General features: G+C 46.8%; 10 protein-coding genes and 1 pseudogene. 4 read left to right on the forward strand and 7 right to left on the reverse strand.

Going from position 1 to position 12,531, the window contains the following annotated elements:
* On the reverse strand, window positions 1-1,552 hold a 1,552-nt coding region (locus tag VIP81_RS03990), incomplete at its 3' end, for an outer membrane beta-barrel protein (protein ID WP_331957187.1).
* Between the two features lie 348 nt (window positions 1,553-1,900).
* Here VIP81_RS03990 and VIP81_RS03995 point away from each other — a divergent pair.
* Window positions 1,901-2,659: a DUF695 domain-containing protein gene (locus tag VIP81_RS03995; RefSeq protein WP_331957188.1), complete on the forward strand. Its 759-nt coding sequence runs from the start codon at window positions 1,901-1,903 to the stop codon at window positions 2,657-2,659.
* 122 nt (window positions 2,660-2,781) lie between these two features.
* Here the strand turns inward: VIP81_RS03995 and VIP81_RS04000 are convergent, their stop codons facing one another.
* Window positions 2,782-2,943 carry a DUF1328 domain-containing protein gene (locus tag VIP81_RS04000; RefSeq protein WP_133809703.1) on the reverse strand — a complete coding sequence of 54 codons (162 nt, stop codon included), beginning with the start codon at window positions 2,941-2,943 and terminating at the stop codon, window positions 2,782-2,784.
* A 322-nt stretch (window positions 2,944-3,265) separates the two neighbouring features.
* Here VIP81_RS04000 and VIP81_RS04005 point away from each other — a divergent pair, with 322 nt between their 5' ends.
* Both VIP81_RS04005 and VIP81_RS04010 read left to right on the forward strand, forming a co-directional pair.
* Window positions 3,266-5,014 carry a hypothetical protein gene (locus VIP81_RS04005; protein WP_331957189.1) on the forward strand — a complete coding sequence of 583 codons (1,749 nt, stop codon included), beginning with the start codon at window positions 3,266-3,268 and terminating at the stop codon, window positions 5,012-5,014.
* Window positions 5,015-5,053: 39 nt separating this feature from the next.
* The gene (locus VIP81_RS04010; protein ID WP_331957190.1) at window positions 5,054-6,118 is read left to right on the forward strand and encodes a nitronate monooxygenase family protein; all 1,065 of its coding nucleotides are present in this window, start codon (window positions 5,054-5,056) and stop codon (window positions 6,116-6,118) included.
* Here VIP81_RS04010 and VIP81_RS04015 read toward each other — a convergent pair.
* The 4 genes from VIP81_RS04015 to VIP81_RS04030 are packed head-to-tail and all read right to left on the reverse strand — an operon-like array spanning window position 6,115 to window position 10,824.
* Complete coding sequence (locus VIP81_RS04015) at window positions 6,115-6,666, reverse strand: putative glycolipid-binding domain-containing protein (RefSeq protein ID WP_331957191.1); 552 nt, start codon at window positions 6,664-6,666, stop codon at window positions 6,115-6,117. The two genes, VIP81_RS04010 and VIP81_RS04015, sit on opposite strands and share 4 nt — an antisense overlap.
* Before the next feature lie 3 nt (window positions 6,667-6,669).
* Entirely contained in the window at window positions 6,670-8,964 is a 2,295-nt protein-coding gene (locus VIP81_RS04020; RefSeq protein ID WP_331957192.1) for an FdhF/YdeP family oxidoreductase, read from the reverse strand.
* Window positions 8,957-9,805 carry a formate dehydrogenase accessory sulfurtransferase FdhD gene (fdhD, locus tag VIP81_RS04025; RefSeq protein ID WP_331957193.1) on the reverse strand — a complete coding sequence of 283 codons (849 nt, stop codon included), beginning with the start codon at window positions 9,803-9,805 and terminating at the stop codon, window positions 8,957-8,959. Before fdhD ends, VIP81_RS04020 begins: the two co-directional genes overlap by 8 nt.
* 8 nt (window positions 9,806-9,813) lie before the next feature.
* Entirely contained in the window at window positions 9,814-10,824 is a 1,011-nt protein-coding gene (locus VIP81_RS04030; protein ID WP_331957194.1) for an NADP-dependent oxidoreductase, read from the reverse strand.
* Window positions 10,825-10,973: 149 nt separating this feature from the next.
* On the opposite strand from VIP81_RS04030, the gene ypfJ reads away from it, so the two are divergent.
* Window positions 10,974-11,840 (forward strand): KPN_02809 family neutral zinc metallopeptidase, encoded by an 867-nt coding sequence (gene ypfJ / locus VIP81_RS04035; protein WP_331957195.1) that lies wholly within the window; start codon window positions 10,974-10,976, stop codon window positions 11,838-11,840.
* 140 nt (window positions 11,841-11,980) lie between these two features.
* On the opposite strand, the pseudogene VIP81_RS04040 reads toward ypfJ, so the two are convergent.
* Window positions 11,981-12,531, reverse strand: a pseudogene (locus VIP81_RS04040) (nicotinate phosphoribosyltransferase); the annotation flags it as partial.

Below are 12,531 nucleotides of genomic sequence, written 5' to 3' on the forward strand. Positions count from 1 at the left end.
CTCTCAGGCCTACCTGGTAGCCGAAATTATCTTTGGCGCCGGTGTAGCTTACATAACCAGCGTTAATTTGTTCCTGGTAATGATAATTATTGGAGAGGGCAGAATCCAGGGTAAATACACCTGAAGGGTAGTTCTGTCCGTAGGTATTCGTGAAATTATCAAATTTGCGGGTGTTGCTGCGCAATCCCATTTCAATTTTTGATTTCTCCGTCAGTGGTCTTACATAATCCACTTGCGCAGTAAGATAAACGGTCTTTCCTTCGCCGCTGCCATAGCGTAATTCCGGCGTTTTAGGATCATAGATCGGTTTGCCGGACAAATCGAAGTACTGGAGTGAATAATTGGAGCTGTTGTCACCGGTAGCGTAGTTATAGGTGAAATCAGCCGTCAGTTCTTCGCCTTCTTTGGCAAAAGTATGCTTGTAACCCAGTTGTGTCGTGTAATTACGGAAACCGTTCAGTGTATTGTCGATACCGGTACCGTAGCGAACTTTCTGTTGTTGTGCATCCAGTTCATTGACGGTTTGATCGTTGTATTTATTAAAATTACCACCGGTAATATTCTCTGACACGGTAATGGTATTGCGGTTATCGATGAACCAATCAAATCCTATGCGGCCGGTCTGAAATTTACGGTAGAAGTCACCGTCTTCCAGTTGTTCCGTATAGGTAGTGGTATCGGCGCCTATGTTTTTTCTGAACAGGCGGCTGGTCATCGGCGACTTACGGTTACGCATGTTGTAATTGATGAAGAAATTAAATTTCTCCTGGCGCAGGTTGAAATCCACGCCGGCATTGGTACTGCCGAGGGAGGTGGCACCGCCGCTGATCACACCGTTGATACCTGCTTTCTTGTTTTTCTTCAGTACAATATTTAAAATACCACTCATACCTTCAGCATCATATTTAGCGGAAGGATTAGTTACTACTTCAATATTCTGAATGGCATCTGCCGGGATCTGGTCCAGGGTGAGGGTAGACGGGCGGCCATCGATAAAAATGGTGGGGGTACCATTACGAACGGTCACGTTGCCATCAATATCTACATTCACAGAAGGCACCTGTTTTAATACATCTGTGGCAGTACCACCAATGCTAGACAGGTTCTTATCTACATTAAATATTCGTTTGTCTATGGCCATGGTAAAAGCGGGTCTTTCGCCTACTACATTTACTGCCGCCAGTGATTTTACGTTTGCTTTCAGCTTTACATTGCCGATATCAATGCTGCCGGTTTTGGCAGATAGGAGCGCGGGTTTATAAATCGTTTCATATCCGATAAAATTAATCTTAAGGATATATTTGCTGAGCGCAATATTTTCGAAACGGAAATCTCCATTCGTTTTGGAGAGCATTCCTGTCTGAACAGATGAATCAGGACGGAGTAATGCTACAGATGCGTACTCAATAGGTTTACCGGTTTGTGCATCCAGCAGTTTACCATAAATAATACCGGTGCTGGCGGAGGTAGCTTTTCCTCCGGGTTGTTGCGCCATCACGGTAAAACAACATAACAATAGCCAGCCTGTAAATAACGATACAATTTTTCTCATAATAGCTTCCAACAATTTATAGCCCTGTAAAATTACTTTTTATGGATGAGGAAATGCCCGTTTTTGGGATGAAAGGTTGAATGGAATCCTTTACAGTCCGCTGTTTCAACTACAGGATTGAACAGAATTCTTTGTGGTGGCAGGTTAGGGAGAGATGCAGAAAAAACACCCCAAGTGTTAATTAGTGTTAAGCCCGGATTATATCCGGCATAATCGTATGGACGCCAACGCAAAGCATACGCTAAATTTTGTGGATAAAAAAGTGGGCATTACAAGTTTATCTTTTCCGTTGTAACGGAGAGCAACGTATCTTTACAGCCAGCTGTTGCGTTATTTTAATTTTTTTATATGCATAAGGATTACCGACCGGACTGGGATATTTATACGTGCCATATTGAAGAAAGTCCTGCAGTAATTGGCCTTGACCTTGATCTGAGACGATTTGCGCCATTAAAGGAAAAGCCGAATGCCATATATATAACAGTATATCTTAACAATCCACGTGAGGACGGATTCCCGCAGAACGATGAATTTGCCATCATGGGTGAAATTGAGGACAGTTTGGTAGAGCAGTTGCAAACCAAGCTGGATGCGCATTTTGTAGGCCGCACCTTTTCCAATGGTGTTCGTGATTTTTACTTCTATGCAGGTACCACGTTGCTGCATGATAAATTCATTGCAGATGCCATGATTGGTTTCCCTGACTACAGGTATGATTACGGTGTGAAGGAAGACAATAACTGGGAATTATATTTCGATTTTCTCTTTCCTGATGTATACGAGTTTCAACGGATACAAAACAGGAAAGTTTTACGTATGCTCCGGCAGCACGGGGATGCTTCTGAAAAAGAACGTCCGATCGAGCACTGGATACATTTCAGAACAGAAGAAGATAAGGTGGCGTACTGGGAACATATTAAAGAAAATGGCTTTACACTGGCCAGGGAAGATAAGACGGATAACCCGGAGTTTCCTTTTAAATTATGTATTTCCCGCCCCGACAAAGCCAGCGAATCTATTATTGATAGCGTGGTGATGAGCCTTTGGGAACTGGCACAACAAGTAAATGCAGAATACGATGGCTGGGAAACCAGTATTATGAAATAGCTTTTAGCGATTAGCTGTTAGCTTTTAGTAAATGCAGCAAAGAGGATGTCATGTCCATTACATTTGTTAAAAGCAAACAGCTAATCGCTGAAATCTAACGGCTAATAGCTAACAGCTAACAGCTATTTCTTCAGCATCCCTGCCAGCAAAGAAATGGCAAACAACACCAGGAAAATAAAGAAGAGAATCTTAGCAATAGCAGCCGCACTGGATGCAATACCCCCAAAACCAAATACGGCGGCAATAATAGCTACGATAAAAAAGATAAGTGCCCAACGTAACATAAGTAAGTGCTTTAAGGTGAACAATTAACACTTGTAACAAGTATACAAGTAAGTCGTTGAATGGTTGTACAATTATCATTCCGGCAAGTACAATATTTGTAGTAGTTGCAATTCCATTTTTTTTCAATATAATTGTTGCCTGCTGCTAGCCTTGATGAATTATTTCAAAATATGGCCTACAATAACTGTCTTTTGCTGGCTTGTTAGCCTGCATTGCCCTGCATTTGTACATGCAGAAGCCCTACAGTTACCGCATTCGGGAGATACTATCCCGCATAAAAATAGCGGCCTGTTTAAAAAAATTGGTGAATACCGCGACTCGATGCGCAACAAAGAGTATCGCCAAACGCTGATAAAACGCATTACAAAACAGGATGAACCCATACGTTCCAACGATAATGATAGTACGATCATTAAAAGTGAGGCATATTTTACCCCCTTTGCGGGCAAAGTGATCAGAAATATCTACTATAGAAAAGTTAAAGTTTTCGGTCCCCGCAACATCAATGATACTACCTTCTCTACCAGCATGAAATTAATCCACCTGGCTAACCGCCTGCATTATGACTCCAGAGAGTGGGTGATCAGGCAGTCGTTGTTTTTCCGGGAGAATCAAATGCTGGATCCGTTTGAGATGGCGGATAATGAACGTTACCTCCGTAACAGACCTTTTATCCAGGATGCCCGGTTGTACATTCGGAATATGGACGGCGATTCGCTGGATGTGGAAGTGGTAACAAAGGACCTCTTCGAATATGGCCTTGATCTCTCACAATTCAGCGTCAAAGATATCAGGGCCAGTGTGTCCAACAACGATTTGTTTGGGGCAGGGCAGGGCCTTAAAGTAGGGATGCAGTGGCGTTCGGATTATACGCCTACCTGGAATACAGAAGTACGCTATACGAAATATAATTTCCTCGGTTCTTTTATTGACATGACCGTAGGATATACTACGCTGAATAACTACGCACAGCTGGATACGAATTCGTTTGAAGGCGCCGTGTTTATTAACTTAAACAGACCGCTGTACCGTAATGCAGCGAAGCTGGTAGGAGGTTTCGCACTGTCGAAAAACTGGTCTATCAATATCAGGGGAGCGATACCAACAGAACAGGATAGTGTTTTCAGGGATTATAACTATACCGTCATTGATGGTTGGATTGGATATAATTTTATTAATCACTACAAACATGATGGCACCATCGGCAGTAAGCCCAACTTCGCCGTGTTAGCCAGGCACTATAATTTATCTTTCCAGCGAAAGCCGGATCAACTGAGGTATAAAGATGATCCCGTATACAACAACCATCGCCTTTACCTGCTGGAACTGCAGGCATACCGGATCGATTATTTTAAAGCACACTATTTCTTTGGCTTTGGTCGTACAGAGGATATTCCCCTGGGTTATAATATCAGCGGTACTGGTGGGTGGGAAAGCTGGAAGGGCCGCAGAAGGCTGTATACCGGCATGGAAGCACAGAAATTTTTTACCACCAGGCATTATGGACTTTTCAATGCCACGCTGGGACTGGGGACTTATTGGTTGAAATCGGCCACCGAAGACGCCGTAATACACGCCAGGCTGGAGTATTACAGTCGCCTGATCAATATCCGGAGTGCCCGCTTCCGGCAGTTTTTTGATGTAGATTACCTGGGCAGCCCTAATCCATTCTTTAACAAGCCGCTGAACATTAATATGGAATACGGCATATGGGGCTATAAAAATACCATCCTGAATGGTTTTCAGCGACTCAACCTGGGATCAGAAACCGTTTACTATAGTCCGCTTAAATTCTTAGGGTTTAAATTTAATTTCTTCACAGCCCTGCAGGCGTCTGTGATCACCAATAACAGCGACGACCTGTTGAAGAATCCTGTATATCTCGGTATTGGCGGTGGTTTCAGGGTAAAGAATGAAAACCTCTCTCTGAATACGATTAAAGTTTCCGGCTACTATTATCCGAATGCGCCGGATCCAATGAAGAAGCTGATGCTGGAAATCACTACCATCGTAGATTTCCGGTTCGATGTTTCTGCTTTGCGAGCGCCTACTGTCCTCAATTTCCGGTAACTCAAACTTCCGTATTTTTATAGCACTAAATTATTGGTCATGGAATGGAAGAATGAACTCACCCGCAAACTGGGTATCACTTATCCGTTGATACAGGCGCCGATGTTAGGCATTACTACTCCGGCGATGGTAGCTGCTGTTAGCAACAGCGGCGGTCTTGGGTCGTTGCCGGTAGGCGGTTTGCCGCCGGAAAAAGTAACAGCCCTGATCCGGGAGGTGAAAGGATTGACGCAACAACCGTTTGCCGTTAATCTGTTTACCTACGAACCGGCCTCCTGGCATGACCGTAAAGTTTTTGATGATATGCAGGAGTTCCTGCAATTCCTGTGCGGAGCCAATGGGCTGGCAGCACCACCGGTGAACTTTGATGAGGTCCCGTTTTATTCCTGGCGGTCGCAGCTGCCGGCGCTCATTGCCGCCGGGGTTAAGTATGTAAGTTTTACTTTCGGAATGCCGGATGCCGAAGGCTTTGCACTGCTGAAGGAACATAAAATATGGCTGATGGGAACCGCTACCAGTGTGGAGGAAGCCGTTGCACTGAAAGCTGCCGGCGCAGATGCCATCATTGCGCAGGGAATAGAAGCCGGTGGTCACCGGGGCTCCTTTTTGCCGGGAGAGCTACCAAAGATAGGCACCCTGGCGCTGGTGCCTTCTGTTATTGATCGTGTACGCATTCCCGTTATTGCCGCCGGAGGTATTATGGACGGCAGGGGCGTGGCTGCGGCGAAAATGCTGGGAGCTGCTGCTGTACAAACCGGCAGCATTTACCTGCGTGCCAACGAAAGTGCCGCCACACCAGCACACAAGGCTGCTTTGGCTGGTATAACGGATACGGATACACTCCTTACACGTGCTTTTTCCGGTCGCTGGGCCAGAGGCGTTCGGAATACACTGATCACAGAAGTGGAAGCTTCCGGTTTGCCGATCAGTGGCTATCCCTATCAGGACGCACTTACCCAACCCATTCGTAAAGTGGCCAGGGAACTGGATAATCCGGCGTTTATCAATATGTGGGCAGGACAGGCAGCTGGTAAAGCCAGGGCCTGGAGTACGGCAGATATTTTTGCTGAACTGGTGAGGGAAACAGCTTTGTTGTTGCCTTAGTAATAGATACGTTTAAAAATGCCGGGATAATCTTTCACAATACTGTTTTCATCAAACGGAAGCGCTGCGGTGAAATCAGTCGTTACATTATCATATTGATATTCGTGCGTCCCCAGGCGGGTATAGCGTTGTTGTACTTTCTGCAATTCAAATTCCGGGAGCCTGATATAAAGAATATCCAGCAGCTTACTTTCGTTCTCCTCAAACGGCAGCCGCTTTACCGGTAAAGTATTGGTAAAGGGGGTGAGCGAAATATCAATATCAATACAGTTATCAAAAGCATCAATATGGTTATTGTCTTTATCAAACCAATGACCATGCAAATCTGATGTAAGTCGCAACTCTGTTGGTGATAAGCCGTTTTGCCGGATGTAAAATGAGGAGACCTGCCAGGTGGGCGTAATCGCTATTTCATAGTGAATACAAAATGGTTGTTCTTCAGCTACCCCATTGATACAGCCGGTTGCCAGCTTGCCCTGAGCATTGTCCTGCAGCGTGAAATATTCGGTAGCAGGCCATTTAACCGCCTGCCATATGATGGGTTGCATGCGCTAGTTTTTTATATTCGAAGATTTTATTTTAATGATCACCAGTTTGGAAGTGGGGGTATTACTTTTATCCGCCACACTGTCAACAGGTACCAACACATTTGTTTCCGGAAAATAAGTAGCGGTACATTTTTCCGGTATATGAAAGGATACAATAATGAAGCCATAAGCTACACGCTCCGTTTGCCCGTGATAGTTATACAAATCCACTATATCTCCGGGGTGAAAACCTGCCGCCGCGATATCCGCAGGATTCATGAATATGACCCTTCTTTCATGGTATACACCCCGGTAGCGGTCATCTAAACCGTAGATCGTGGTATTAAACTGGTCGTGGCTACGGATGGTCATCATCATGTATTCATCGATGGCCAAGGGGGTAGTGGAAACGGCAGCCACGTTAAAATTGGCTTTTCCGGTATTGGTATTGAATTGCCCTTTGCGGGCGCCATTTGGCAGATAGAAACCGCCGGGATGTCTTACTCTTTTATTGTAATCATCGAAGCCGGGAATCACTTTTTCAATGGCGTCACGAATGGCATCGTAGTGGAGTGCATAGGATTTCCAGGGCACACGTGATGTTGCGCCAAACAAGGCAGTAGCCAGTTCACATACAATCACAGGTTCACTTTTTAAGTCGGAAGATACCGGCTGCAGATTACCTTTAGACATTTGTATAACGCCCATGGAGTTTTCGCAGGTAACAAACTGTTGCTCATTTTGCTGCATATCTTTATCGCTGCGTCCCAGGCAGGGGAGTATGAGCGCTTCTTTGCCATGTACAACATGGCTGCGGTTTAATTTCGTAGATACGTGTACGGTAAGGTCACAGTTGCGCAGTGCCTGCGCCGTATATAGCGTGTCCGGTGTGGCAGAAAGGAAATTGCCTCCCATAGCGATGAACACTTTGGCGTCTCCGCGATGCATGGCATTAATGGCTTTGACCACATCGTAGCCATGTTCCTGTGGCGGCTGAAAACCGTATACTGTTTTGATCTTATCCAGCAAAGCAGTGGAGGGTTGTTCGTAAATGCCCATGGTTCTGTCGCCCTGAACATTGCTATGTCCACGCACGGGGCAGGTGCCGGCGCCGGGCTTTCCTATACTGCCTTTCAGCAGGAGCAGGTTCACCACTTCCCGGATCGTATCTACCGCATTTTTATGTTGTGTGAGGCCCATTGCCCAGCAGGCAATGATTTTCTTTTTATGGAAAAGCGCCTGCGCGGCTTGTTGTATTAATTCCGGTTCCACACCAGTGTCGGCGATGAGCTGCGATAGTTGTTGTGTTTTCAGATGCGCGATATAGGCATCGTATCCCTGTGTATTGGCCTCAATAAACGGACGATCAAATACGGTGCCCGGTGCGCGTTCTTCCTGCTGTAATAGTAGCAGCGACAGGGCTTTCAGCAGGGCCATGTCACCATTTATTTTTACCTGCAGGAAAATATCTGTCAGCTGCGTTTTTATATTTAAAACGCCTTTGGCGGTTTGTGGATTTAAAAAGTTCAGCAGGCCGGTTTCCCTTAACGGATTCACGGAAATGATGGTAGCGCCGTTTGCTTTGGCTTTCTGTAATGCCGTGAGCATGCGGGGATGATTGGTACCCGGGTTTTGCCCGAGGATAATGATCACCTCTGCTTCGTGGATATCTTCCAGGGTAACAGATCCTTTGCCTATTCCCAGCGATTCACCCAGGGCGACACCGCTGGATTCGTGGCACATGTTGGAACAGTCGGGGAGGTTATTGGTACCGTATTCCCTGACCATGAGCTGATAAAGGAAGGCTGCTTCATTACTGGTTCTCCCGGAGGTATAAAAAACGGCTTCATTTGGAGAGGCCAGTTGCTGAAGATGCCGGGCAATCAGCTGGTAGGCATTTTCCCAGGAGATGGGTGCATAATGCGTAGCATCCGGCGCCAGGTACATTGGCTGGGCGATCCGGCCTTTTTTGCCGATCTCATAGTCCGTTAATGCTCCCAGTTCAGCGATGCTATGTTGTAAGAAAAAGTCGGGCAGTAGTTTTTTAGTGGTAGCTTCCTCGGCTACTGCTTTGGCGCCGTTCTCACAGTATTCTGCAATACCGGATCTTTCATCATCCGGATCAGGCCATGCGCAGCCGGGGCAGTCAAAGCCATCTTTCTGATTCAGTTCCAGCAAGGCTTTCATGCCACGGAATGCATTCATTTCCTCCAGGATATGCCGCATGCTGGATATAACAGCAGGAATGCCTGCCGCCACTGTTTTGGGAGGTCCGAGTTTAATACCGGTAAACCTGACCGGATTTTCTGCACTATCCATGATGGGTAACTTTTGATTTGAAATCAATTCTCTCCGGAGCACTATAAATATTAAATCGTTGTTCTTTTAAGAAGCCGAGTAAAGTGATATGCCATGCATCCGCCATTTTAACCGCCATGCTGGAAGGGGCGCCTATGGCTGCTATTACAGGAATGTTCGCCATGGCTGCTTTTTGAATCAGCTCAAATCCCGCGCGCCCGCTCAATAGCAGCAGGTGATTTTTTAACGGCATTAACTGTTGTGCCATGGCGGCGCCAATAATTTTGTCTACCGCATTATGACGGCCAATGTCTTCCCGCAGTATCAACAGCCTGCCGTTGGCGTCAAAGAGCGCGGCAGCATGCAATCCGCCGGTGGTATCAAATAACGCCTGTTCATTGCGCAACATCGCAGGCAATCCGAATAGATGATCTGCAGAAAAACGGATATCGTTGTCATTAACGGAAACGGCTGTATGAATGGAGGAGATCTCCGTTTTGCCACAAACACCACAGGCGGCGGTAGCGGTAAAATTGCGGGCAGTATTGCCTAATTGTGCCACTGCGCCGGGTTTCAGGTGTACGGTAGCAATTTGGCCTTCCTTATCTTCCGACAAAATTATTTCCTGTATAGCATCCTGACCGGAAATGACACCTTCTGTAAACAGGAAGCCGGCAGCCAGTTCCATATCTTCACCGGGCGTACGCATGGTAACGGATATGTTCTGTTGCCGGCGGTTATGAGAAGGCCCATGCACCAGTCTTATTTCGAGCGGTTCTTCTGTAGCGAGGATATCACTGGTGTCAGTGATACTATCTGCGGCTACTTTTCTAACGCGGGTATGAACAATTGCATTTGTCATACTCAAAATTACACTTTCACTACCATCTTACCACTGTTCTTACCGGAAAATAATCCTAATAATGCGGTCGGTAACTGGTCAAATCCTTCCACTACTGTTTCGGTATATTTTATCTTGCCGGCCTTGATCCATTCTGATAATTGTTTCACCCCTTCTCCGAAGCGGGTGGCATAATTACCAATAATGAAGCCCTGCATCAATATGCTGCGGGTGACCATGAAGGGTTGGATGCGTGGTCCTATTGGTACTTCTGTGGCGTTGTACAATGCAATCTGCCCGCATAATGGTACGCGTGCAAAGAAGTTGAGGTGTCTGATAACGGCATCTGAAATTTCACCGCCTACGTTATCAAAGTAAATATCTACCCCGTTGGGGCAGGCGGCAGCCAGGGCGCCGTCCATGTCCGCGTTGCCTTTATAGTCAATGGCGGCGTCAAAACCGAAGGTATCGGTGAGCAGCTTTATTTTTTCTGCACCGCCGGCAATACCTACTGCGCGGCATCCCATTATTTTAGCTATTTGTCCTACCACGATGCCTACCGCACCTGCTGCGCCGGATACCACCACCGTTTCACCTGCTTTGGGTTTGCCTATATCCACCATGCCGAAGTAGGCAGTCAGGCCCGGTACGCCCAGTAGTCCGAGGTAGTAGGTAAGCGGAATGCTGTTATCAATTTTCCGGAGATGATTACCGGGGAAGATGGCCGCAGTTGCCCAGGGCAAAAAAGGACGTGGCCCGCTACTCATCACCGTTTCGCCGGCTTTGAATTGATCGTCTTTGCTATCTACCACTTCTGCTACGCCGCCACTTTCAATGGGTTGGCCCACCTGGAACGGAGGAATATAAGACTTGCTGTCGTTCATACGGCCACGCATATACGGATCTACAGAAAAGTAAAGGGGTTTTACCAATACTTCACCCGGCATGAGTTCCGGCAGCGTAGTTTCTACTGTCTGGAAATTGGCAGCTTCGGGTAATCCTTTGGGACGGGCGGCGAACAGGATCTGTTTTATTTTCATACACAGTGGTATTTAGTAGTAAAGAAAGGCAATGAATAATTAACAGGCAGAAAATGCTTTTGTTTAGGGGAGGGGAAAAGTGGGTGGATACCTGCGAAAAATGTACATTCGGGGTGAGAAACTTCACCACTTAAATTTAAAATCTACTTATGCGTCTTGATGATGAAGAAATGAGCGACAACGTCGAGAAACGTACCGGTGGCGGCATGCGCAACATTGGTATTGGCGGCGGTATTGGCGGCATTATCATTATAGTGCTGGCGATGCTCTTTAAACAGGACCCACAACAGGTAATGCAGGCGGTACAGCAGGTGCAGGGCTCCGGAGAGGGGCAGGGCGAAACTGCTCAGAAGCTTACCAAAGAAAATGCGACACCGTTTGAGGTCATGGCCGCAAAAGTACTGAACAGTACAGACCGGGTGTGGAAACAAACGTTCCAGCAGCAGAACAAGACCTATGAAACGCCCCGGATGGTTTCTTTTCAAAAAGGTACAGAATCGGGTTGCGGTTTCGCGGAATCGGCCATGGGACCGTTTTATTGCCCCGCAGATCACAGGGTATACCTGGATGTTTCCTTTTTTGACGAGCTGGAACAGCAATTCGGCGTGAAGGGCGACTTTGCCAAAGCATATGTGATCGCACATGAGGTAGGACATCACGTGCAAAATCTGTTGGGTATCAGTGGCAAGATGCAGGCGATGCGTTCCCGCCTGAGCGAGAAGGAATACAATAAACTATCGGTGATGCTGGAATTGCAGGCCGATTTCCTCGCCGGGGTTTGGGCTTACCGGGCTAACCAGATCAAGCCTTTCCTGGATCCGGGCGATATTGAGTCCGGTTTGAATGCTGCCAGTGCCGTAGGCGACGACCGCCTGCAACAGGCAAGCACCGGGCAGGTAGTACCGGATGCCTTTACACACGGAACTTCTGCACAGCGGATGTTCTGGTTTAAAAAAGGTTTTGAATCCGGGGATGTTTCCCAAGGGGATACGGGTATTGGGTTGGGTTCGTGGTAGCGTAAAGCGTAAAGCATAAAGCAGAAGGCAAAAAGCTATTGAAGCGAATGATCTAAGCGAGTATTATTTTCCGCTCTGGTCATTCGCTTCAATAGCTTTATGCTTTGCGCCTTCTGCTTCCCCAAAAGTAGCTTTTTGCATTATGCCTTCTGCTTTATGCTCAGTGTTTCCAGCGCCTGCTCAATCATTTTTGGATCGCCGGTATATTTCCCGCTCACATCAGATAACTTAACCACCGGCGTCCATCTGGGCGCATCTTCCGGCAGGGCTTCATACATTTTGATCACAATATTGAGGGCGGTTAATCCCACGTCATTGGTGAAATTAGTACCAATGCCAAAGGACATCCCTATTTTGCCCCGGCAGTAGCCGGCAATGGTAGCTACCTTTTCGTCATCCAGTCCGTCGGAGAAAATAATGGTTTTGGTGAGCGGATCCACGCCCTTGCCTTTATAGTGCATGATGGTACGATCGGCAAACAGGATCGGATCTCCACTGTCGTGACGTACCCCATCAAATAGTTTCGCGAATTTTTTATCGAACTGCTCAAAAAATACCGGCGTGGTATAGGTGTCAGATAAGGCAATACCCAGGTCGCCGCGGTATACCTGTACCCAATTCTCCAGTCCGAGCATATTGGCCATTTTAAAGCCGTATTTGGCCGCATGGAACATGAACCATTCGTGTGCAT

The sequence above is a fragment of the Chitinophaga sp. genome, from assembly GCF_036566945.1.
GTDB lineage: Bacteria > Bacteroidota > Bacteroidia > Chitinophagales > Chitinophagaceae > Chitinophaga.

Excerpts from the sequence above, each read along its gene's own strand:
- VIP81_RS04005 (WP_331957189.1), top strand. The coding sequence starts at position 3,266 with ATGCGCAACAAAGAGTATCGCCAAACGCTGATAAAACGCATTACAAAA.
- VIP81_RS04010 (WP_331957190.1), top strand. The coding sequence starts at position 5,054 with ATGGAATGGAAGAATGAACTCACCCGCAAACTGGGTATCACTTATCCG.
- ypfJ (WP_331957195.1), top strand. The coding sequence starts at position 10,974 with ATGCGTCTTGATGATGAAGAAATGAGCGACAACGTCGAGAAACGTACC.
- fdhD (WP_331957193.1), bottom strand. The coding sequence starts at position 9,805 with ATGACAAATGCAATTGTTCATACCCGCGTTAGAAAAGTAGCCGCAGAT.
- VIP81_RS03995 (WP_331957188.1), top strand. The coding sequence starts at position 1,901 with ATGCATAAGGATTACCGACCGGACTGGGATATTTATACGTGCCATATT.
- VIP81_RS04015 (WP_331957191.1), bottom strand. The coding sequence starts at position 6,666 with ATGCAACCCATCATATGGCAGGCGGTTAAATGGCCTGCTACCGAATAT.
- VIP81_RS04020 (WP_331957192.1), bottom strand. The coding sequence starts at position 8,964 with ATGGATAGTGCAGAAAATCCGGTCAGGTTTACCGGTATTAAACTCGGA.
- VIP81_RS04030 (WP_331957194.1), bottom strand. The coding sequence starts at position 10,824 with ATGAAAATAAAACAGATCCTGTTCGCCGCCCGTCCCAAAGGATTACCC.
- VIP81_RS04000 (WP_133809703.1), bottom strand. The coding sequence starts at position 2,943 with ATGTTACGTTGGGCACTTATCTTTTTTATCGTAGCTATTATTGCCGCC.